This is a genomic window from Catellatospora paridis (assembly GCF_009720365.1).
In the GTDB taxonomy this organism is placed as follows: domain Bacteria; phylum Actinomycetota; class Actinomycetes; order Mycobacteriales; family Micromonosporaceae; genus Catellatospora; species Catellatospora paridis.
The window spans coordinates 456,758-479,019 of record NZ_ML769314.1 but is presented as its reverse complement, the minus strand read 5'-3'; the positions used below and the strand labels follow the sequence as shown (position 1 = coordinate 479,019).

Here is a 22,262-nt window from a genome sequence, read left to right as displayed (position 1 = left end):
GAGACGTGAAGACCCCAACCTGCGCGCACTGCTCCCGCGCGGCCGGCCCGGACGACAGGTTCTGCGGCGGCTGCGGGGCTAACCTCACGCCACCTTGCGTCCACTGCGGACGTACGGTGGCCTTCGGCGACCTCTTCTGCACCGGCTGCGGCAACCCGCTGGCCGCGGGGCAGGGCCCGCCCGCCCGGGAGGACCGGCGACAGGTCAGCGTGCTGTTCGTCGACATGGTCGGCTTCACGACGTACGCCGAGCAGACCGACCCGGAGCAGGTGCGCACCCTGCAGCAGGAGTACTTCAGCGCGGTGCGCCAGGTGGTCCGCCAGTTCGGCGGCGTGGTGGAGAAGTACATCGGCGACGCGGTGATGGCCATCTTCGGTGCGCCGGTCGCCACCGAGACCGACGCGCTGCGCGCGGTGCGGGCCGGGCTGGAGGCGCAGCGGGTGCTGAGCCGTGGGCCGCTGGCCGACGCTGCCACCTTCCGGGCCGGAGTCGCGACCGGGGAGGCGCTGGTCGACGTGGGCGCCGCCCGCGACGGCGGGCAGGCCATCGTGGCCGGCGACGTGGTCAACACCGCAGCCCGGCTGCAGGCCGCCGCCCCGCCGCACGCGGTGTTCGTGTGCGCCGAGACCGCCCGGGCCAGCGCCGACGACATCGAGTACGACGAGCTGCCGCCCAGGACGCTCAAGGGCCGCAGCGCCACCAGCCGGGTCTTCCTGGCGGTGTCCGCGCGGCTACAGCGGCGCGACCGGGACGAGTCCACCCCGATGGTCAACCGCGACCACGAGCGGGGTCTGCTGGTCACCGCGCTGCACCGCACCATCCGCGACCGCAGCCCGCAGCTGGTCACCGTGTTCGGACCCGCCGGCATCGGCAAGAGCAGGCTGCTGCGCGAGCTGGCCCGCCACGCCGAGCGCATCCCGGAGACCACGGTGTGCTGGCGGGTCGGGCACTGCCCGCCGTTCGGCGAGAACGTGACCTACTCGGCGCTGGCCGAGATCGTGAAGGCACAGGTCGGCATCCTCGACACCGACGACGAGCAGACCGCCCGCAGCCGGCTGGAGAGCGCGCTGCGGGCCATGTGCGGCGAGCTGGAGGCGGCCCGGCTGGGCGACGCGCTCGGCCCGCTGGTGGGCCTGCCCGGCGCGGGCCTGACCCCGGGCGAGACGGAGTCGGCGTGGCGGCGCTTCCTGCTGGCCATGACCACGGCCAACCCGACCGTGCTGGTCTTCGAGGACATGCACTGGGCCGACGAGGCCATGCTGCGCTTCGTCGAGATGCTCGGCAGCATCGGCCCGGGCGTGCCGCTGCTGGTCGTCGCCACCGCCCGGCCCGAGCTGCGCGAGCGCCGGCCGGGCTGGACCAGCGCGGTGACCGGCACCGTCTCGGTGTCGCTGGGCCCGATGCACGACGAGCACATCGCCGCCATGTACCGGCTGATGTTCGGCCAGGCCGTCTTCCCCGCCACCGGGGTCGCCCCGCTGGTCGAGCTCGCCGGGGGCAACCCGCTCTACGCCCACGAGTTCGTGCGCATGCTGGTCGAGCGGGGCGAGCTGCGGCCGGTCGGCGGCAACTGGGCGCTGGCCGACGGCGACGCGACCCCGATGCCGCAGACGGTGCAGGCGGTCATCGCCAACCGGCTCGACCTGCTGGAATCGACCGACCGCTCGGTGCTGCAGGCCGCCGCCGTGGTGGGCACCCAGTTCTGGCCGGGCGCGGTGGCGGGCGCGCTGGGTCTGCCCGTCGACGTGGTGGCCCGGTCGCTGCAGCGGCTGCAGCAGCGGGACCTGGTCGCCGAGCACCCGACCTCGGCGATGGCCGGCGAGCCGGAGTACGCCTTCCGCCACGTCCTGGTCCGCGACGTCTGCTACCAGCGGCTGCCGCGTACCGAGCGGGTCACCCGGCACCAGCGCACCGCCGACTGGCTGGAGCAGATCACCGACAACCGGGCGACCGACCTCGCCGAGGTGCTGGCCAACCACCGCTGGGCCGCCCACGAGATCGCCCGGACCCTGGGCATGGACTCCGAGCCGTACGCCCCGGCGGCGCGAACCGCGCTGCACCGCGCGGCACGGCGGGCGTACGCCCTGCACGCCCTGGACGCCGCGGCGACGCTGCTCGACCGCGCGCTCAGCCTCAAACTGGACAACGACCCGCTGCTGGACCTGTTCGCCGCCGAGCTTTCGCTGTTCCGGTCCGGGGAGTCCTTCGGCGACAGCGGCGGCCCGCAGCGGCTGGCCGAGCTGGCCGAGGAGCTCGACCGGCTCGGCGAGCGGGCCGGCGCCGCCCGCGCGCTGACACTGCTCGGCACGATCGCGTGGAGCCGGGCGGACCGCGCCGCGACGCTGGCCCACCTGGACGCCGCGGTCGAGCGCTACGAGGAACTGCCGGAGACCCTGGAGAAGGCCGAGGCGCTGCTGGAGCTGGCCCGGGTGCACATGATGAACTACGAGACCGAGCCGGCGATCGGCGCCGCCGAGGCGGCCGCCGACATCGCCGACCGGCTGGGCCTGGCCGAGGCGCACGCCAACGCCCGCATCACCTCGGCCACGGCGCGCTACATCGCGGGCGACCCGACCGGGTTCAGCGAGCTGGAGCTGCTCACCGAGCACTGCCGCGAGCACCGGCTGACCAGCCGTCGCCGGGCGGTGCAGAACTTCGCCTGGGCCTGCCTGGAGGAGGGCGACCTGGCCCGGCACCACCGGCTGCTGACCGAACAGCGCACGGTGGACATCGCGGGCGGGCTGAGCCTGGCCACCAACTTCCACCGCGAGGCGGCCGACGCCTTCTTCGCCGGGGACTGGGACACCCAGATGCGGGCCATCGGCGAGACGATGCGCTCCAACGCGGCCGAGTGGGACGCCATGTCCGTGCTCACCTCGTCCTGGATCGGGGTGCTGCGCGGCGAGGAGCCCGACGACGACGCCATCGAGAAGATGCTCTACTTCGCCCGCCGCAGCGGCTTCCACCGGGTGCTGCGGGGCGCCGCGGCACCTGCCGCGCTGTGCCGGGCGTTGCAGGGCCGCGCCGAGGAGGCCGCCGCGCTGCTCGGTGAGCTGGAGCGGGATTGGCAGGCCCGGGTGATGCTGCCGTTCGGCGAGTGGGTGGCGGCCGCCGGGCACGCGGCGGCGCTGCTCGGCCCCGGCGAGCGGGAACGGGTCCGGACGATGCTGGCGCGGTCCCCGCGGCGTACGCCGTGGGTCCGGGCGGCGCTGGCCACCGTCGCGGGTGAGCACGTCGAGGCGGCCGGGCACTTCGCTCGCATCGGCGACGCCAGCAACCGGATGCTCTCGCTGGCCTGGGCCGCGCGGGCGGGCGCGCTCGACGAGGACGGCCTGGCCGAGCTGCACGAGTTCGCCGCCCGCAACCGGGCGACCGGGCTGCTGGGCTAGACGCCTGCCGCCGCGACGTTCTTGATCTTCACGGCGTACGTGTCGACGTATTCACGGCCGGAGAGCTCCATCACGTCGTACATGATCTCGTCGGTGATCGCCCGCTCGACGAACCGGTCCCCGGCCATGCCCGCGTAGCGGGAGAAGTCCAGCGGCGTCCCGAAGCGGATCTTCACCCGCATCACCTTGGGGATGAGCTTGCCGGTGGGCTGCACCACGTCGGAGTTGAGCATCGCCACGGGCACCACCGGCGCGCCGCTCTCCAGCGCCAGCCGGGCCACCCCTGTCTTGCCCCGGAACAGCCGCCCGTCCGGCGAGCGGGTGCCCTCGGGGTAGATGCCGGCCAGCCCGCCCGCGCGCAGCACCCGCAGCTGGGTGTCCAGGGCGGCCTGCGCGGCGCGGCCGCCGGAGCGGTCCACCGGGATGGTGCCGGTGCCCACGAAGAACATCTTCGTCAGCCGGCCCTTGAGACCCTTGCCGGTGAAGTATTCCGCTTTGGCCACGAATGTGACCTTCCGCTTCACCACCAGGGGCATGAAGATGGAATCGGAGAACGAGAGATGGTTGCTGGCGAGGATCGCCGGGCCCCCGCCCGGCACGTTTTCGAGACCCTCGACCTGCGGCCTGAAGATCAACCGCAGCAGGGGGCCGAGGAAGATGTATTTCAGCAGCCAGTAGAGCACTGAGTCCCGTCCAAGTCGATCGGCGAACGTGGTGTGGCGCTTGACGATCCGGCTCGGAGGGGCCGGCCGGGACATACCGAGTTTGTGGCATGCATCGCAGAGCCTACTGCCGGAACACGGGTGTCACGTGTCAGGATTTGAAGCGATGCCCACCGGCCCCACGACGAGCCCCTATCCCGCCAAGGAGTGTGCCAGGTGCCAGCCACGGACGATCCGGACCGCACGCCGGCCGAACCCGCGCGTCCCGGGCCGTCCGGCAACGAGGCGACGCCCGAACAGGTGGATGCCGAGTTCGCTCGCATCGTCGCCGGTTTCGACACGCCGCTGACCGCCCGGACCTGGCCGGCCGGTGAGGAGCCGCCCGCCGGCCCGCCCGCGCCCGCCGGCCCGGTGTGGCCCGCCGGCGGCCCGATCCTCAACCGCCCCGCGCTGACCGGCGACCCCAGAGGGGTCTCCCCCGGCGACCCGTCGCTGCTCGACTCGCTCGACTCGTTCGGCAGCGGCCTGCCCGACGACACGCCGGACGAGTTCGTGCCCCCGCCGCCCCCGCCGCTGCCGCGGGTGCCGTTCGCCGCGATCGTCGCCGTGCTGTCGATCGTCTTCGGCTTCGTGCTGTTCTTCGACACCCGGCTGCTGCCCTTCAACGATCGGGTGAGCATGCTGTTCGCGCTCGTCTGCATCCTCGGCGGGGCCACCGCGCTGATCATGCGGCTGCGCCCCGGCGACGAGGACGACGAGCTGCCGCCGGACGACGGCGCTGTTGTTTAGCGGAGCCCGCGCTGAGACATGCGGAGCCCGCTCCGCGCCTTGATCGGTCGTCCGGCCTCCGCTGCGCTGCGGCCGTACACCCGAGCGGCCGCTCCGACGGGCTCCTGTCTGAGCAGGCGAGCCCGCCGCGCGGGCTCGCCTACTCAGGCCGACTTCTCCAGCCAGTCCAGGATCGCGTCGATGGGCTCCCGCCAGCGGGTGTCCAGCATCAGGTCGTGGCCCATGCCCGGGAACAGCAGCGGAGCCCCGCCGTAGCCGCGGGCCACCCGCCGCAGCGCGGTGTCGGACACGATGCGGTCGTCGGGGCTGCCCACCACCAGCACCGGCGGGTCGCCGACCGGCGGCTGCGGGGTGCGGCCGCGCAGCAGCTGCCACTGCGCCCGGGTGGAGGCCCGGCCCAGGCGGGCGGCGTACCCGCGGGAGGCGTTGCTCGGCAGTTCACGGCTGAACAGCTGCCCGGCGGGCAGGCGCAGGCCGCCGCCGAACAGCGCCGGCAGGCTGAGCATCGGGTTGCGCAGCGCGGTGCCCGCACCGCCGAAGACCGGCGACAGCAGCACCGCCGCGCGGGCCGGGTAACGCGCCAGCGCGTGCGCGGTCACCAGGGCGCCCGCCCCGTGCCCCACGATCACCGCGCGGCGCGGCAGGGAGGCGGCGACCTGGGCCACATCGTGGGCGTACGCCCGCAGCGTCGCCTTCGGCGCCTTGGCGCTGTCACCGTGCCCGCGCAGGCTCACCGCGTACGCCGGGAAGCCGCGGTCGGCGGTGTGCTCCAGCCAGTGCTCGGCGAACACCCACGCGCCGTGGCCGAACCCGGGCACGAACAGCACCGGCGGCCTGCCCTCGTCCAGCTCGGGGGTGGCGCGGCGCACCTCACGGCGTACCGGTGCGATCGGGAACGCCCACTCGCGGGCGCGCATGACCTTCACTTCGCCCCCTCCAGGCCGAGTTCGTCGAGCAGGCGCTGGATGGCCTTGAGATAGGTGGTGTGGCTGATCTCGAACCAGTGCCGGGTCGAGTCCTTCACCTTCGCCGTGGTCCATCGCCGGTCCAGCTCCGCCTCCAGCCGCCGCTGCACCGCGACCGCCTTCGCCGGGGCCGCCTCGCGCACCCGCAGCATCCGGGCGAACGCCACCATCTGCCAGTGCACCAGCGGGAACAACCCGGAGTCGGGCTGCAGCAGCCCCGCCACGGCCAGCGTCGGCTGGCGCTTGGGGAAGGCGTGCATGGCCAGCCGCGGGCGGCCCGACGCGTCGACGCCGAGCAGGTTGCCGTCGATGAAATCGAACGACGGGTGGTAGCCGGTGGCCAGCACGACCAGGTCCGGCTCGATCACCTCGCCGCCCTTGAGCTCCACGCTGTTGCGGTGGAAGCGCGCCACGTCGCCCACCGGCGAGACCGCACCGTGGCCCAGGTAGTAGACCAGCTGGCTGTTGACGATGGTGTGCGTCTCGTAGATCTTGTGGTCGGGCTGGGGCAGACCGAACCGGGTCAGGTCGCCGACCGTCGACTTCAGCGTGCGGTGGGCCAGGAACTGCCGGGCCCGCAGCGGCAGCTTCAGCCACAGCATCAGGTCGTTCACCTGGTCGGCCGGGCGGCCCAGGGTGTACTTGGGGGTGTACCAGTAGCCCCGGCGGGTCGAGTGCCAGCAGCGCGCGGCCTGCTGGGCGGCCTCCACCGCGATGTCGCAGCCGGTGTTGCCCGCCCCGATCACCAGGACCTTCTTGTTGCGCAGCTGCGCGGCGTCCTTGAACTGCGCGGCGTGGATGACCTCGCCCTTGAAGTCCTCCAGGCCCTCGTACTCCGGGCGTTTGGGGGACCAGTTGTGGCCGTTGGCGATGACCACCGCCGCGTAGCGGTGGATGCGCTCGCCGCCGTAGCCGCCGGTGCTGCGCGTGGTCACGTCCCAGCGCTCGCCCTCGGCCGGCTCGACCTTGACGACCTCGGTGCCGAACCAGATGTGCGGCTTGAGGTCGAAGTGGTCGGCGTAGTGCTCGAGGTACTCCAGCACCTGGGTGTGCTTGGGGTAGTCCGGCCAGCTGTCCGGCATCGGGAAGTCCGGGAACTGGCTGAACGGCTTCGAGGAGATCAGGTGGGTGCTCGCGTACACCGGGCTGCGGTCGTGCCGCCAGTTCCAGGCCCCGCCGACGCTGGTGTCGCGCTCGTAGCAGTCGACGCCGAACCCGTGCTCCTTGAGGTTCTTCATCGCGGTCAACCCGCTGGGGCCCGCACCGATGACGCAGACCGTGCCGCTGCGGTCGTAGACCGGCCAGCCGTCACGCCACGCCGTCGCGGGACCTCCCGACTCGGGATCGCCGTAACCGGCCGAATACGTCACCCGCGACCTCCACGACTAGGTAAGACGCAGAGCATCTTTCCCGTTTGCGGCAGAGGTTGTAAAGCGCGGATTCCTAGACGAGGTCCACGACCAACGGGTAGTGGTCGCTGGCCCGGTCCGCCTCGTCCGACGTGATCACCTGGTATCTGCCCAGCTCCAGGCGTGGGTCCAGGAGGATCGCGTCGATCCGGCGGGTCGGGTTCGGGGTCGGGAAGGTGTGGCGGTCCTCCCGGTCGGCCAGTGCCGCGGCGTCGGCCAGCCGGTCGGTGAGCAGCTGCCAGGAGCTGCCGTCCGGGCACTCGTTGAGGTCCAGCCCCACGATGACCGGGTCGTCCAGCGCCAGCGCGGGCTTGAGCAGCGCCGCCTGGGCGGGGCGCTCGGCGTCGTCGGTCGACAGGTGCGAGCCGACCACCACGAACGGCGCCCGCCCCGGCACCTCCAGCCGCGCGAAGCACGCCCCGCGCATGTGCCGGCCCGGCGTCAGCGGGTAGCGCATGCACCACTGGTCCAGCACCCGCACCCGCAGACTCGTCATGATCACGTTCCCCAGGCTGGGCATGCCCCCCGCCGCCATGAACATCCCGAACGACGCCGCCAGATCGGCACACTTGGTCCGCCACCGCCAGCGCCGGGGCGCCTCCTGCACGATCAGCACGTCCGGCGCCAGCCCCCGCACCACTCCCGCCAGCGCCGCCAGATCATCCCGCAACGAATGCACGTTGTACGACACAACCCGCAGCGACATGCCGCCCAGCATGCCCCACCCCCACCACGATGATCATGAAGTTATGGCCACGACACGCCGTCGAGCCTTGCCATAAGTTCATGATCATCGCGGTACGGCGGGTGGGGTCAGAGGCGGGCCAGGTCGGCGGCGCCGACGAGGCCTGCGACGTTGCCCATCTTGGCGGCGCGGAGTTCGGCTACGGGGAGGCGGCCTCGCTGGGCGAGGCTGTCCAGGTAGGACTGGCGGGCGGGGGTCATCAGCAGGTCGCCGGCGTCGATGACGCCGCCGCCCACCACGAGGACCTGCGGGTCGAGGATCTGGACCAGGTCGGCCAGACCCTGGCCGAGCCAGTATCCGATCTGCGTGAACGCGTCGATCGCCACCTCGTCGCCGGCCTGCGCCGCCGCGGTCACGATCGGACCGGTGATGTTCTCCACCTTGCCGTCGGCCTTGCCCAGCAGCAGTGCCGCCCGCTCCGGCTCGGCCTGCGCTCCCGCGCGGGCGAAGCGGACCAGGGCGTTGCCGCTGGCGTACTGCTCGATGCAGCCGTGCCGGCCGCACCCGCAGACGTGGCCGTCGGGGACCGCGAGCATGTGGCCGATCTCTGCCGCGATGCCGTGCGCGCCGCGCACGAGACCGCCGCCGAGCACGATGCCGCCGCCGATGCCGGTGCCGACGGTGAACATCACCATCGAGTCCTCGGCGTCGGCCGCCGCGCCGTAGCGGAACTCCGCCCACGCGGCCACGTTCGCGTCGTTCTCCACCACCACGGGCAGGTTGACCGCCTTCGCGACATAGTCGCGCAGCGGTTCGTCACGCCAGGCCAGATTCGGTGCGAACAGCACCGTCGACCGGGTCGCGTCAATCCATCCGGCGGCGCCGATGCCGACCGCGTCCACCTCGTGTTCGGCGGACAGATCCTTCACCACATCGATGATCACGTCCCGGGTCGCGGCGACGTCGCCGGCCGGGGTGTCGCGACGGTTTGTCGCGACGACGGTGCCGTCAGGATCGACCACACCGCCAAGCACCTTGGTGCCACCGATGTCCACGCCGATGGTGAGTGCCACGGCCGAACCCTTTCTTGCTGGGCTTGCCGGCGGTGACGCTTTGGGGAGCCCACGCCGTGCTACTTGGGCAACACCCTAACTCCGGAAGGACCCCCGGCGAGCGTCGCCCGCCGAAGATCGATGTCACAACTCCGGCGGCGGGTGCGGCTCCGCCTTGCGGACGGCCTTTTTTGCTGCCTTAACCCGAGCGGGTGACGGGGGTGTTTCCGACTCGGAAACAGAGGGTGTCGGGTTAGTGACAACCTTCTTGACGATCTTCTTGACCGCCTTCTTGGCCATCGGCCGGGAGGGCGGTGCGTCCGCCGAGGCGGCGGGCGGTGCGGCGTCGGCCGGACCCCCGGGACCGTCGCCCTCGGCTGCGCTCCGGGCCGCGGCTGCACCCTCGCCCTCGGCGGGGCCGCCCGGGTGCGCCGTGGCGTCGCGCCATGCCGCGTCGCCGGGACGGTGCGTGGAGACGCTGCGCAGGAAGCTGGCCAGGCCCGCGGCCAGGTCGCCGGCTCCGGTCGCGACCCGCTCGACCAGTTCCGGGTCCGGGTCACGGACCGCCGCGATCACCTTGCAGAGTGGACACACGCAGCACTCCGGGGAGCCCGTGGCCAGGTGCGGATTGGCGTTGGCAGCCAGCGTCGCGGCCGCGAGCACCGCCGCCACCAGCCGCTCCGCCTCCTCTCGGGCAGTGCCCGGCGAGATTTCCATGCTCAGGCCGCCTCGACCTGCTTCTTGAGCTCCTTCAAGGCGGTATCCATGATCGCCTTCTCGGCCTTCTTCTTGAACATGCCCAGCATGCCGATCGAGAGGTCCACCGACAGCGTGTAGGTCACCGTGCAGGTGCCGTCGCCGTTGTCGGTGATGTCATAGGACCCGTCCTGCGCCTTCTGCATCTTGGACGGCGCGACCAGGTGCCACTCGATCCGCGAGATGTCCTCGGCGTAGTCGTAGTGCAGGGTGTACTCGTCCTGCACGATGCCCGCGTCGATGACGAAGCGCACGGTGGCCGGGTAACCGTCCTCGTACTCCTCGAGCACCTCAGCGGCCTTGATGGCCTGGGTCCACCGGGGATACGAGGGGTAGTCGCAGATGACCTCGGCGATGCGGGCCGGGTCGGCGTTGATCACGATCGACTGGGAGGAGGATTCCGCCATGAACAGCAGGCTACCCGTAGCGGCCGGGGCATAGCCGACCCGCCACGACGGACGGGCGGCAACCCGTCGGAACAGGGACAGCGTTTGCAGAGGGACCGGGACGACGTTCTACAGTGCCGGGGGCGGCAGCGGCGCTGGCCGCCGGGCGGCGCGGACGCGCCAGTGGCCCGAACGAGCAGCTCAAGGAGCGTTTGGTGCGGCAGTTTTCGCAGGCCCCGGCGGTGATCGTCGATGACACCGACCGGTTGACCGACCCGGTGTGGGACAACGCGGCACAGACGCCCCAGCTGGTGCAGTTCTCCCGCCGCGCCGGGTCCGGCTGGGCGGACGTCACCTGCGCCGAGTTCCACGCCGAGGTGGTGGCACTGGCCCGCGGCCTGGTCGCCGCGGGCGTGCAGCCGGGTGACCGGGTCGCCCTGATGAGCCGCACCCGGTTCGAGTGGACGCTGATCGACTACGCGATCTGGGCCTGCGGCGCGGTCACCGTGCCGATCTACGAGACCTCCAGTGCCGAGCAGGTGCGGTGGATCCTGGCCGACTCCGGTACGGTGGGCTGCTTCACCGAGACGGCCGCGCACACCGCGACCGTGCGCGAGGCCGCCGTCGACCTGACGCGGCTGTGGCAGATCGAGGGCGGCGACCTGTCCACGCTGGTGACGCGGGGCGCGGGCGTCGACCCCGCCGAGATCGAGGTGCGCCGCAAGTCCGGCAGCGCCGACGACCCGGCCACCATCGTCTACACCTCCGGCACCACCGGCCGGCCCAAGGGCTGCGTGCTGACGCACCGCAACATGCTCTCCGACATCGGCAACGCCATCCCGGCGCTGGACATCCTGTTCCAGGAGGGCTCCTCGACGGTGCTGTTCCTGCCGCTGGCGCACGCTTTCGCGCGGCTGCTGCAGATCGGCGTGGTGCAGGGCCGGGTGCGCACCAGCCACACCGCCGACGTGAAGAACCTGGTCGAGGATCTGGGCGCGTTCAAGCCCACGTTCGTGCTGAGCGTGCCGCGGGTGTTCGAGAAGGTCTACAACGGCGCCCGGCAGAAGGCGCACAGCGGCGGCAAGGGCGCGATCTTCGACCGGGCCGAGGCCGTCGCGATCGCGTACAGCCAGGCCCTGGAGACGCCCTCGGGTCCCGGCCTGGGTCTGCGGCTGCGCCACACGGTCTTCGACAAGCTGGTCTACGGCAAGCTGCGGGCCGCCCTGGGCGGGCGCTGCCACAGCGCGATCTCCGGGGGCGCGCCGCTGGGCGACCGGCTGGGCCACTTCTTCCGCGGGGTCGGGCTCAACGTGCTGGAGGGCTACGGCCTGACCGAGACCTCGCCCGCGATCACCTTCAACCGGGCCGGCGCGCAGAAGATCGGCACGGTCGGCCAGCCGCTGCCCGGGGTGACGATCGGCATCGCCGACGACGGCGAGATCCTGGCCCGCGGCGAGGTCATCTTCCCGGGCTACTGGAACAACCCGGCGGCCACCGCCGAGGCGATCGACGCCGACGGCTGGTTCCACACCGGAGACCTGGGCTCGCTGGACGAAGACGGTTTCCTGCGCATCACCGGGCGCAAGAAGGAGATCATCGTGACCGCGGGCGGCAAGAACGTCGCACCGGCGGTACTGGAGGACCGGGTGCGCGCCCACGCGCTGGTCAGCCAGTGCATGGTGGTCGGCGACCGGCAGCCGTTCATCGCCGCTCTGGTCACCGTCGACCCCGAGGCGCTGCCGGGCTGGCTGGCCGCGCGCAACCGTCCGGACACGCCCGTTTCGGCGCTGGTCGACGACGCCGACCTGCGCGCCGAGATCCAGGCCGCGGTCAGCGAGGCCAACAAGGCCGTGTCGGCGGCCGAAGGCATTAAGGTCTTCTCGATCCTGCCCCGTGACTTCACCGAGGCGACCGGCGAGCTGACCCCGTCGCTGAAGGTCAAGCGCGCGGTCGTGATGAAGGAGTACGCGGAGGAGATCGATGCCATCTACCACCGCTGAGCGCCCCAAGCGCCGGCTCCGGCGCATCCCGGCCTCACAGCTGATCGCGATCGCCGTACGCGGCACCATGCTGCTGCTGGTGGGCGTGCTGATCATGGCCGCCACCAAGGACTGGGCGGAGCTGCGCTGGGTCGCCCTGCTGGCGCTGGCCGGGCTGCCCGGGGTGCTCACGCCCCGGCACGCGGTGCTCGCCTCGCTGGGCCGGTTCGCCGAGACGGTCCTGGTCGGCCTGGGCGCGAGCGCCGTCGCGCTGGCCGCCGACCAGATGTACTCGCTGTCCGACGGGGCGGGCGCCTCGGCGATCCTGCCCTACCTGGCCGTGCCGATCACCGCCGCGATGCTCAACCACCGCCCGCTGGAGTCGGCCGGGCTGCTCAGCGTCGCCGCGCTCACGCTGGCCGTAGCGGGCTGGCTGACCCTGCTGCCCGACGGCACCCGGCAGCTGAGCCACTTCGGCTACCTGGCCGCCTGCGCGCAGTGGCTGATCCTGGCCGCGGTCGGCACCATCACCACCGGCGCCATGCAGCGGGCCGCGCTGATCCGCCGCACCCCCCAGCCGTACGCGGAGGCCACCCGGCTGCTCACCCAGCTGCGCCAGGTGGCCCGCCAGCTGCCCGGCGCCACCCTCGACCCGGGCAGCATCGCCGAGCACCTGCTCGAGGAGCTGCGCCCGATCGGCCGCCCGCAGCGGGCCGCGGTGCTGGCCGCCAGCGGCGCGGGCCGCCTGGTGGTGCTCGCCCAGTTCGGCGTGGAGGCCGACGACACCTCGACCCGGGCCGCCTGGGAGACCAGCCTCGACGCCGACTCGGCCATCGCCGACGCGTGGGCCAGCCAGCAGCCGCAGATCTCCGGGCGCTCCCAGCTGCGTTCGTTCGACCAGACCGGCCCGGTCTCGGCCGTGGTGGTGCCCCTGATCGCCGGCGTGCGCACGGTGGGCCTGGTGGCCCTGGAACGCGACGGCACCAACGGCTACCCGCCGGCGCTCACCGGCCGGATCGTGGCCGCGGCAACCCCGGCGGCACTGCGGCTGGAGGCCGCGCTGCTGTTCGAGGAGGTGCGCTCGATCGCCACCAACGAGGAGCGCCAGCGGCTGGCCCGCGAGATCCACGACGGCGTCGCCCAGGAACTCGTGATGATCGGGTACGGCGTGGACAACGCGCAGGCGACGCTGCCCGAGGAGGCCAAGGACACCGCCGAGGAGCTGCGGGTGCTCCGCGCCGAGATCACGCGGGTCATCACCGAGCTGCGACTGAGCCTGTTCGAGCTGCGCAGCGAGGTGGACCGGCACGGCGGGCTCACCGCGGCCATCGCCGAGTTCGCCCGCATCTCGGGCAACCAGGCCGGGCTGAAGGTGAACCTGTCCCTGGACGAGGCGGGCCGGCTGCCGGCCTCGATCGAGTCCGAGCTGCTGCGGATCGCGCAGGAGGCGATCACGAACGCGCGAAAGCACGCCAATGCCGCGAATCTGTGGGTGACCTGCACCGTGGACCCGCCGTACGGCCTGATCGAAGTGTCCGACGACGGCCGCGGCATACCCGATGAGCGTACGGACGGACGCTACGGTCTTGCGATCATGGCGGAGAGGGCGGAACGTATCCGGGGCCGACTCGAGATCAGGCCTCGGGACCCGGTGGGAACCACCGTCGCCGTGGTCGTGGGCGGTTCCTCTCGACAAGAGGGCCGGGCGACGCGATAACGTGTGTCACCCGCACAGCCAGAGCGCGGGTGCCAGAAGGGGAGAAAGCGGGCATGTCCACTAGTACTGTGCCGACAGGGCGAACCAAAGTCCTGCTCGTCGACGACCATGACCTGATCCGCAAGGGGCTTCGCCACGCGTTCGAGCGGGACCGCCAGTTCGAGGTGGTCGGCGAGGCGAGCACCGCCGCCGAGGCCGTACGCCAGGCCGGCGCCCTGCACCCCGACGTAGTGATCATGGATCTCCGCCTGCCCGACGGCAGCGGCCTGGAGGCCACCCGCACGCTGCGCAAGTCCAGCTCGACCATGGGCATCGTGGTGCTCACCATGTACGCCGGCGACGACCAGCTCTTCGGCGCGCTCGAGGCCGGCGCCAGCGCGTTCGTGCCCAAGACCGCCCCGGCCGACGAGGTCGTCGCGGCGGCCCGCCACGCGGCCAGCGCGCCCAGCGCGTTCACCGCCGCCGACCTGGCCGAGGCCATGAAGCGCCGGCTGACCCCGAGCGGCCCGCAGCTGAGCCCGCGCGAGGGCCAGGTGCTGAAGCTGCTCGCCGAGGGCATGAGCGTCTCCGGCATCGCCAAGCAGCTGTTCGTCAGCGAGTCGACGGCCAAGACCCACATCTCGAAGCTCTACGAGAAGCTGGGCGCCGCCAACCGCGCCCAGGCCCTGATGACCGCGCTGCGCCTCGGCCTGCTGCAGGCGCCCGACGCCCCGAACCTGTCCTGATGGGGCGGCACGCCCACGCCAGCGGTGACGAACTGCTCACCAACTGGCGGACCGACCGGCTGGGTGCTGCCCGGCGCGGCGACAACCCCCTCGTCATGGCCAAGCTCAACAGCGGATACGCCGTCTTCGGCGACACGCAGCACCTGCCTGGATACTGCGTGCTGCTGTCCGACGTGGACGGCGCCGATCACCTCACCGACCTGTCCCGCACCCAGCGCGCGGACTTCCTGGCCGACATGGGCCTGCTCGGTGAGGCGGTCTTCGCCGCCTGCAACGGTTTCGACCCCGCGTTCCGCCGCCTCAACTACGAGATCCTCGGCAACTCGCTGCACCACCTGCACGCGCACATCCACCCCCGCTACTCCTGGGAGGCCCGGGAGTTCCGCGACACCCCGGTGTGGCGCTACCCGAACGAGGTGCGCTTCGCCGAGGAGCACGACACCCTCGTCTCCCCGAAGGCGGAGGAGTACGACCAGCTCCGCGAGGCCATCACGGCCGAACTGGCCCGGCTCGCCTGATCATCCGAAGCCCGCTCCGGCGGGTTCGTGCCGAAGGGCGCCCGACCGCACCGTGGTCGGGCGCCCTTCGCCTGCGGGGCCCGCATGTTTCCGTCCTGCTCCCACCGGGCAGGGATCTATGGGACATTAGCGAAGGATCCCGTGAGGGGCGGTGAGCGCCCGATGGGCGAGAAGGTGCAGCAGCACGTCTTCACCCGCGCGGACCGCGCGATGTACCGGGAGAAGGTCCGCCGGTGCCTGGACGTGTTCGCGCTGATGCTGGGCGAGTCCCAGTTCGACTTCGAGCGCCCGCTCACCGGGCTGGAGATCGAGCTCAACCTCGTCGACGAGCAGGGCCAGCCGTCCATGCGCAACGCCGACGTGCTCGCCGCGATCGCCGACCCGGCGTTCGTCACCGAACTCGGCCAGTTCAACATCGAGATCAACATTCCGCCGCGGGAGCTGGCCAAGGGCGGCCTGACGGCGTACGAGGAGCAGATCCGGGCCAGCCTGAACGCCGCCGAGGACAAGGCGCGCACCGTCGGCGCGCACACCGCCATGATCGGTATCCTGCCGACGCTGCGCACCGAGCACCTGACCGGCGCGGCGCTGTCGGCCAACCCCCGCTACGCACTCATCAACGAGCAGGTGTTCGCCGCCCGCGGCGAGGACCTGCGCATCAGCATCGACGGGCCGGACCCGCTCAACGTCACCGCCGACACCATCGCGCCCGAGGCCGCCTGCACCAGCGCCCAGCTGCACCTGCAGGTCAGCCCGGCCCAGTTCGGGGCGTACTGGAACGCCGCCCAGGCCATCGCCGGGGTGCAGCTGGCCATCGCCGCCAACTCGCCCTTCCTGTTCGGGCACGAGCTGTGGCACGAGACCCGCATCCCGCTGTTCAAGCAGGCCACCGACACCCGGCCGGAAGAGATCAAGACCCAGGGGGTACGCCCCCGGGTCTGGTTCGGCGAGCGCTGGATCACCTCGGTCTTCGACCTGTTCGAGGAGAACGTCCGCTACTTCCCCGCGCTGCTGCCGATCAGCACCGAGGACGACCCCGCCGACCAGCTCGCTGGCGGCGAGGTGCCCGAGCTGACCGAGCTGCGCCTGCACAACGGCACCATCTACCGCTGGAACCGCCCGGTGTACGACGTCTCCGACGGCATGCCGCACGTACGGGTGGAGAACCGGGTGCTGCCCGCGGGCCCCACCGTCGTCGACATCATGGCCAACGCGGCGTTCTGGTTCGGGCTGGTGCGCACCCTGGCCGAGGGCGGCCTGCCGGTGTGGTCCCGGATGCCGTTCAAGCAGGCCGACGAGAACTTCTACACCGGCGCGCGGCAGGGCATCGGCGCCCACCTGTTCTGGCCCGACCTGGGCTACCTCACCGCATACGAGCTGGTGCTGCGGCGGCTGCTGCCACTGGCCCACCAGGGCCTGGAGAGCTGGGGCGTGGAGGCGCGCGAGCGGGACCGGCTGCTGGGCATCATCGAGCAGCGCTGCCTGCTCCGCCGCAACGGCGCGACCTGGCAGATCGACACGGTCCACCGCCTGGAACGCGGCGGCCTGGGACGCCCCGAAGCCCTACGCGAGATGCTGCTGCGCTACATGACCCACATGCACGAGAACATCCCCGTCCACGAGTGGCCCCGCGAGGACTGACCCGCCCCGCAGCCCGTGCCACGGGGCTGCACCATCCCCGCAGTTTCGGGGAAACTGCACCTTCGCCGTGCCTGATTCCGGCAGTTTCCCCGAAACTGCGGCCGCCGGCGCGGGGTGGGGTGCCTCCGGAGGCGGGGCGGGTGCACGAAGCGGGTCGGTCGTTCGGGTGGATTTGGGCGGAGTCAGGCGGGGTCAGGCGGGGGCGGTGGTGAGGAGGGCGCGCAGGCGGCGGGCCTGGAGGTCCCAGCCCCACTCCTGCTCGACCCAGGAGCGGCCCGCCGCGCCCATCTTGGTCCGCAGCGCGTCGTCGGACAGCAGCTCGACCAGGCGGGCGGCGAGTGCGTCCACGTCGCGGCCGGGCACCACATATCCGGTCTCGCCCTCGCGGACGGCGTCCGGCGCGCCACCGGAGTCGCCGGCGATCACCGGCAGGCCCACCGCGGACGCCTCCAGGTAGACGATGCCCAAACCCTCGACGTCGAGGCCCCGGTTTCGAGTGCGGCACGGCATGGCGAAGACGTCGCCGGCCGCGTAGTGCATGGGCAGCTCGGCCCACGGCACGGAGCCGGTCAGCACCACGTGGTCGGCCACGTCGAGCTCGCGGGCCAGCCGCTGCACGGTGGGCCGGTGCGGTCCCCCGCCGACCAGCAGCAGCGCCGCGTCACCGATCGCGCGGCGCACCAGCGGCAGCGCGCGTACCAGCGTGTCCTGGCCCTTGCGCGGCACCAGCCGGGACACGCACACGATCACCGGGCGCCCGGTGAGCCCATGCCGGGCCCGCACCGCCGCGCCGTCCACGTCGGGGTGGTACATCGCCGAGTCCACACCGGGGGCGAGCCGCTGCAGGCTGGTCCGCTCCCCCAGCGCCTTGGCCAGCCGGACGCGCTGGTACTCCCCGAGGTAGGTGAGCACGTCGTTGCCGTCGGCGATACGGCGCAGCGCGCTGCGCGCACCCGGCAGTGCCGCCCAGCCGATCTCGTGCCCGTGCGTGACGCCGACGGCCCGCTGCATCCCCGCCCGCCGGCGCAGGCCCTGGGCCAGCAACCCGAGCGGCGCGGCAGCGCCGAACCAGACCCGGTCGCAGCCCTCCGCGCGGGCCAGCTCGGCGACCCGCCTCGCCACCCGTGGCGTGGGCAGCAGCACCCCGGTCCGGTCCCGGACCACCGGATACGGCTGCTCGGCGTCGAACTGCTTCGGGTCGCGCCAGGTCGAGGCGTAGACGACGAGCTCGCCGTCGGGCTGGCGGATCGCGAGGTTGTGCAGGAACTGCTGGATGCCCCCAGGGCGGGGCGGGAAGTCGTTGGTCACCAGCAGCGTGCGCATCCGCGCAGCCTACCGGCCCGATCCGGCCGACCAGCGACGTGTGGCGGCCGACCAGTCCGCCCCGGCAGCCGCGCCGGTGAGCAGCGGATCGGCGAACTCCACGACCCCCTCAACGACCTCGCGGAAGCTTTCCGGATAACCCGCGGCATCCGCGCCCTGCCGCCGTCGCCACGCGGTGTAGGCGCTCTGCCTGCGCTCCGCGAGGTCGTGGACCACCTGACTCAACGGCGTCAGCTCGATCCCGCGATATGCCGCCGTCTTCAGCACCGCTTCGGTGACCGCATCGCCGGCTAGGTCGTTGCCGCCGACGAGCCGGTGGATGTCGGCGTAGTCGCGGTCACGGGTGTTCGCGTCGCCCAGGGCCACCGCGGTGGTCAGCTTCTCCGCGATGACGGTCTCGATCGGGTAACCAAGCATGTCGAAGGTCTCGGCGGAAAGGAGTTGCGCCAGCCGGACCCGACGCGGCCCGGGCGTCACCGGATCGCCGAAGTTCACATCGAGACTCAGCTTGAGCTGAGCTCGCCCCAGCGACGCAGGCAGGATCACCCGCACGCCCGCGTAGTCGGCATCCTCGCGAATGGTGGCCGTCCTGATCCGCTGCGCGGCGAACAGGACACCGTCGTCCACCTCGACCGCGCAGATCCGGGCGATCTCGTTACTGATCTCCTCGTGGCTGTTGACGACGCCACGGCCCAGCAGGTCGACATCGCGCGTGGGACGGCGGGACCCGAACAGAGCCAGCAGCAGCCCACCCTTGAGGACGAACCGCTGCGGCGCGGTCATGCTCAACCTCAGCAGGAACCGTTCGAGGGCGTACGCCATCAGCAGTTCCTCGGTGTTGCGGCCGTTGCGCAGGGCCAGATTGCGCAGGTCGTTGAAGACCCGACCGGCGGTGGTGTCACGGCGGGGGTTGGGCATCAGGCGAGCACCGCCTCGACGGCAAAACGAACCGGCCCCTCGACCCGGAACGATCGCGCGAGCCGCAGCAGTTCCGGCACTCCGCGCTGTCCCGTCCGGCGCAGGTAGCGCCGCAGGGCGTGCAATGCCAGCCCGTCGCCGACCCGGTGCCGCAGCCGCATCGCGTCGACGACGCTGCGGGCCGGGCTGTAGACGCGAACGTGCTCGCCCGGGGCCGCCTCGAACAACTCCACCCCGATCTCGAAGGTCACGTCGTCGAAGCGGTGCACGTCGACCACGGGATAGGTGATGTGCGGCGCGTGATGCCCTCGCGCGACCGCGAGATGGACCTCACCGGGCAGGTCGTCGATGAGGTCGTGCAGGGAGAGCGCGGACTCCAGGCAGACCACGCCGTCCGGGCAGCGGGCGGCGACGGCCAGCAGGTCCAGGTAGGCCGACTCGGGTGCGTCCGAGCGCCGATACACCCCGCGGGACAGTTCGTCGACGTCTCCGCTGTCGGCCAGGTGCCGCAGGTCGCGCGAGCCGATCCCGGCGTCGCGCGCGCGAGCGGCGGTGAAGGTGGGTGGCAGTGCCCGCACCCGCGCTCGGCGCGCTCCCCGCTCTGACATGTATCAAATCCTAGCCACCTCATAACGAACTGGCTAGGATTTGATACATGTCAGTTTTCGGTCAGTGGTCGCGGGCGTACGCGCGGGCGGCGGCCATGCGTTCCACGGTGGTGGGGTGGCTGCCGAAGAGCGCCTGCTCCCAGGCGGGCGGGTCGGGGTCGCCGAGGTTGACCAGGGAGAGCCGCCCCTGCATCTGCTCGAACCCGGCCGGGTCCCCGGTCAGCTCCAGCGCGTGCTCGTCGGCGCGCGCCTCGATCAGCCGCGACACGTACGCCTGCGCCGGCCCCGCCAGCAGCCCGCCCACCGTCGCGACGGCCAGCAGCAGCCCGATCGCGCGCGGCTCGGCGATCGACTCGACCCCCGCCCGGTGCAGCAGCCAGCTCCACGCGCCGAGCAGGTAGAGGCCGACCACGAAGATCGCCGCGCCGAGCGCGCCGATGACCGTGCCGATCACCACGTCGCCGCGTTTCGCATGGCCCAGTTCGTGCGCGGCGACGGCGACGATCTCCGCCTGCGGGGCCTCGCGCAGCAGCGTGTCGTAGACGACGATGCGCCGGGTCGGGCCGATGCCGCTGACGTATGCGTTGAGCGAGGTGGTGCGCCGGGACGCGTCGGCGACCAGCACGTCGCGCACCGGCACCCCGTCGCGCTGGGCCAGCTCCATGAGTTCGGTGCGCAGCGGCCCGTCGGCCATCGGCGTGAACTTGTTGAACACCGGTTCGACCAGCACCGGGAACACGAAGCTGAGCAGCACCACGAGCGCGGCCGCGCCGACCGTGCCGAAGGCCCACCACCAGTTCGGCGCCAGCCTGGTCAGGCCGTAGAAGCCGAGCAGGGCGACCGCGCCGAGCACCGCGCCGACGGCGTATCCCTTGAGCAGGTCGACCGCCCAGCCGCCCCAGCCTTGGGTGGACAGCCCGTAGCGCACCGCCACGGTGTGCCGCCAGGCCGCGAACGGCAGCGTGATCAGGTCCGCGGCCAGCAGCACCAGCAGCCCGCCGCCGAGCACCTTGGCCAGCCACGGTCCGGGCACCAGCCCCACCAGCCAGGAGCCCAGCGGGGTCAGCCCCAGCACGAGCGCCACGCCCAACCCGACCAGCATCGCCGGGTACGTGATCCAGCGCAGCTCGCCGCGCAGCTGCCGGGCCTGTTCGACCCGGTCGGTGGGCAGCGTGGCCAGCGCGGCGAGCTGGTCGGCGCGCGGCGCGGGCGGCCGGTGCCACGGCACCAGCAGCGCCACGGTCACCGCCAGCGCGCCACAAAGGACGATCAACGTCAGCCAGGCCCAGCCCCGCACCGTCATCGCCCGATCCTACGGCCGGGCGGGGTCAGCTGCGGGTGAGGCGGCGGACCAGGGATTCGGAGTTCATGGGGTACGCGCCGTGGCGGCGTACGCCGTCGGCGACCTCGCGGTCGGAGGAGACCACCACGACGGGGCGGCCCGGCGGCTCGGCCCGGACCAGGCGGCGGATCACCTCGTCGGCGGTCTCGCCCTTGCGCGAGAACAGCACCCGCACCCCGCGCGGCGGGGCGGGCAGGCCGTGCACCCGCTCGGCCCCGTCGAAGACGACGGTGACCTCGGCCCCGGTCTGCGCGGCGACCCCGCCCAGGCCCGTGACGAGCCGGTTGCGCTGCTGCTCCAGCGACATCTCGGCGAAGCCGCGCTTGGTCACGTTGTAGCCGTCGACCACCAGGTGCGCCTTGGGCAGCGCGAGCAGCTGGGCGAGCCGGGCCGGGTCGTCGCCGTCGGTGGCCCGGTTGGTCGCGGTGGGGGCGCCGACCATGTCCGCGTACGCCGCGGCGACGGTGTCCCCCGGCAGCACCTTCGCCGGGTCCAGCGCCAGCTCCCGGCGCAGCCCCACGGCGGCCTGCCCGATGGTCTCCAGCAGCAGCCACAGCCGCGCCTCGTCGACGGCCCGGGTGTCGCGGGCGGCCTGGCGCGCGTCCCCTGCCGCCGCCTCGGCGTCGGACAGCCGGGACCGCAGCCGGCGCAGCTCGGCCTCGTGGTCGCCGTGCCCCTTGGCGGCCCGGCCCTTCTCGATGGAGAGCAATTCGTTGGCCCGTTTGAGCTGGGCCTGCGCGTCGCGCAGCGCCTTGCCGCTCGCGCGGGCCTCTTCGCGCAGCTGGCCCAGCTCGTCGCGCACCCGGGCCAGCTCGTCGCGCAGCTTGTCGGCCTCGACCCGGGCGACGGCGCGGTCGTGCTCGGCACGGGCGGCCCGCGTCTCGGCGTCGCGGATGTGCTCGGCGACGGCGGTGCTCTCCGCCTCGGCGGCGACCGCCTGCCCGGCGGCGTCGAGCAGCTCGCGCCAGCCCGCGGGGCGGGCCAGGTAGGCCAGCGCGGCGACCTCGATCGGGTCGGCGGCGGCCGGCGCCATGCCGCCGAGCACCGCCGTGCCCAGCTCGCCCGCGTCGGCCAGCACCCGGCCGCTGATCCGCTGCCGGAACACCGAGTCGGCGGTGAGCTGCGCCGCGATGGCCGCGCCGCCGAGCCGGGCCCGGCGGTTGGGCGCGAATTTGGCGACCTTGCGTAGCGCGACCGGCATCTCGTCGTTGGGCAGTGCGGTCAGCACGGCCGCGGCCAGGGCGACCACCCGCTGGCGGATGGGCTCGGACAGGATCGGCTCGGGCATGAAGTCAGCCGCCCCCACCGGGTCCCCGGAGGAGGCATCGAACGAAAGTTCAGCGGCTGACATGGTCCTAGTGTTCCACCGACTTACCGATCTTGTCGCTCAGGTTCGCG

General features: G+C 72.5%; 19 protein-coding genes. 7 read left to right on the top strand and 12 right to left on the bottom strand.

Going from position 1 to position 22,262, the window contains the following annotated elements; translation table 11 throughout:
* The first annotated feature begins 5 nt into the window (after positions 1 to 5).
* On the top strand, positions 6 to 3,389 hold the full coding sequence (locus tag F9C41_RS11255) for an AAA family ATPase (protein WP_155386635.1): 3,384 nt from the start codon (positions 6 to 8) through the stop codon (positions 3,387 to 3,389).
* Here the strand turns inward: F9C41_RS11255 and F9C41_RS11250 are convergent.
* On the bottom strand, positions 3,386 to 4,072 hold the full coding sequence (locus F9C41_RS11250; protein WP_155386939.1) for a lysophospholipid acyltransferase family protein: 687 nt from the start codon (positions 4,070 to 4,072) through the stop codon (positions 3,386 to 3,388). The two genes, F9C41_RS11255 and F9C41_RS11250, sit on opposite strands and share 4 nt — an antisense overlap.
* A 195-nt stretch (positions 4,073 to 4,267) precedes the next feature.
* Between F9C41_RS11250 and F9C41_RS11245 the strand changes: the two genes are divergently transcribed.
* The gene (locus tag F9C41_RS11245; RefSeq protein WP_155386634.1) at positions 4,268 to 4,840 is read left to right on the top strand and encodes a DUF308 domain-containing protein; all 573 of its coding nucleotides are present in this window, start codon (positions 4,268 to 4,270) and stop codon (positions 4,838 to 4,840) included.
* A 143-nt stretch (positions 4,841 to 4,983) separates the two neighbouring features.
* Here the strand turns inward: F9C41_RS11245 and F9C41_RS11240 are convergent, their stop codons facing one another.
* The 6 genes from F9C41_RS11240 to F9C41_RS11215 all read right to left on the bottom strand — a co-directional run bounded on the left by F9C41_RS11240 (position 4,984) and on the right by F9C41_RS11215 (position 10,114).
* Positions 4,984 to 5,757, bottom strand: a complete 774-nt coding sequence (locus F9C41_RS11240) for an alpha/beta hydrolase (RefSeq protein ID WP_155386937.1) — start codon at positions 5,755 to 5,757, stop codon at positions 4,984 to 4,986.
* 5 nt (positions 5,758 to 5,762) lie between these two features.
* Positions 5,763 to 7,175: a flavin-containing monooxygenase gene (locus F9C41_RS11235; protein WP_155386633.1), complete on the bottom strand. Its 1,413-nt coding sequence runs from the start codon at positions 7,173 to 7,175 to the stop codon at positions 5,763 to 5,765.
* Between the two features lie 73 nt (positions 7,176 to 7,248).
* Positions 7,249 to 7,920, bottom strand: a complete 672-nt coding sequence (locus F9C41_RS11230; protein WP_155386632.1) for an endonuclease/exonuclease/phosphatase family protein — start codon at positions 7,918 to 7,920, stop codon at positions 7,249 to 7,251.
* Positions 7,921 to 8,027: 107 nt separating this feature from the next.
* On the bottom strand, positions 8,028 to 8,972 hold the full coding sequence (locus F9C41_RS11225) for an ROK family glucokinase (RefSeq protein WP_155386631.1): 945 nt from the start codon (positions 8,970 to 8,972) through the stop codon (positions 8,028 to 8,030).
* A gap of 123 nt (positions 8,973 to 9,095) precedes the next feature.
* Complete coding sequence (locus F9C41_RS40640; protein ID WP_196279717.1) at positions 9,096 to 9,668, bottom strand: hypothetical protein; 573 nt, start codon at positions 9,666 to 9,668, stop codon at positions 9,096 to 9,098.
* 2 nt (positions 9,669 to 9,670) lie between these two features.
* Positions 9,671 to 10,114 (bottom strand): SRPBCC family protein, encoded by a 444-nt coding sequence (locus F9C41_RS11215; protein ID WP_155373198.1) that lies wholly within the window; start codon positions 10,112 to 10,114, stop codon positions 9,671 to 9,673.
* Positions 10,115 to 10,308: 194 nt separating this feature from the next.
* Here F9C41_RS11215 and F9C41_RS11210 point away from each other — a divergent pair, with 194 nt between their 5' ends.
* From F9C41_RS11210 to F9C41_RS11190, 5 genes are all read left to right on the top strand, one after another.
* On the top strand, positions 10,309 to 12,093 hold the full coding sequence (locus F9C41_RS11210; RefSeq protein ID WP_155386630.1) for an AMP-dependent synthetase/ligase: 1,785 nt from the start codon (positions 10,309 to 10,311) through the stop codon (positions 12,091 to 12,093).
* Positions 12,074 to 13,789 carry a sensor histidine kinase gene (locus F9C41_RS11205; RefSeq protein WP_155386629.1) on the top strand — a complete coding sequence of 572 codons (1,716 nt, stop codon included), beginning with the start codon at positions 12,074 to 12,076 and terminating at the stop codon, positions 13,787 to 13,789. Before F9C41_RS11210 ends, F9C41_RS11205 begins: the two co-directional genes overlap by 20 nt.
* 53 nt (positions 13,790 to 13,842) lie before the next feature.
* Positions 13,843 to 14,514, top strand: coding sequence for a response regulator transcription factor (locus tag F9C41_RS11200; RefSeq protein WP_120316171.1), 672 nt, complete (start codon positions 13,843 to 13,845; stop codon positions 14,512 to 14,514).
* Positions 14,514 to 15,032 (top strand): HIT family protein, encoded by a 519-nt coding sequence (locus tag F9C41_RS11195; RefSeq protein ID WP_155386628.1) that lies wholly within the window; start codon positions 14,514 to 14,516, stop codon positions 15,030 to 15,032. Before F9C41_RS11200 ends, F9C41_RS11195 begins: the two co-directional genes overlap by 1 nt.
* Positions 15,033 to 15,194: 162 nt before the next feature.
* Positions 15,195 to 16,673 (top strand): glutamate--cysteine ligase, encoded by a 1,479-nt coding sequence (locus F9C41_RS11190; protein ID WP_155386627.1) that lies wholly within the window; start codon positions 15,195 to 15,197, stop codon positions 16,671 to 16,673.
* 192 nt (positions 16,674 to 16,865) lie between these two features.
* Here F9C41_RS11190 and F9C41_RS11185 read toward each other — a convergent pair whose 3' ends face one another.
* The 5 genes from F9C41_RS11185 to F9C41_RS11165 form a co-directional block, all read right to left on the bottom strand.
* Positions 16,866 to 17,996 carry a glycosyltransferase family 4 protein gene (locus tag F9C41_RS11185; protein WP_155386626.1) on the bottom strand — a complete coding sequence of 377 codons (1,131 nt, stop codon included), beginning with the start codon at positions 17,994 to 17,996 and terminating at the stop codon, positions 16,866 to 16,868.
* A gap of 9 nt (positions 17,997 to 18,005) precedes the next feature.
* Positions 18,006 to 18,818 carry a nucleotidyl transferase AbiEii/AbiGii toxin family protein gene (locus F9C41_RS11180; protein ID WP_230689492.1) on the bottom strand — a complete coding sequence of 271 codons (813 nt, stop codon included), beginning with the start codon at positions 18,816 to 18,818 and terminating at the stop codon, positions 18,006 to 18,008.
* 95 nt (positions 18,819 to 18,913) lie between these two features.
* A complete protein-coding gene (locus F9C41_RS11175; RefSeq protein ID WP_155386624.1) occupies positions 18,914 to 19,522 on the bottom strand; it encodes a type IV toxin-antitoxin system AbiEi family antitoxin domain-containing protein in 609 nt (202 codons plus the stop codon).
* Between the two features lie 61 nt (positions 19,523 to 19,583).
* Positions 19,584 to 20,825: a M48 family metallopeptidase gene (locus F9C41_RS11170; RefSeq protein ID WP_155386623.1), complete on the bottom strand. Its 1,242-nt coding sequence runs from the start codon at positions 20,823 to 20,825 to the stop codon at positions 19,584 to 19,586.
* Positions 20,826 to 20,850: 25 nt separating this feature from the next.
* Positions 20,851 to 22,215, bottom strand: a complete 1,365-nt coding sequence (locus F9C41_RS11165; RefSeq protein WP_155386622.1) for an NYN domain-containing protein — start codon at positions 22,213 to 22,215, stop codon at positions 20,851 to 20,853.
* Positions 22,216 to 22,262 lie beyond the last annotated feature (47 nt).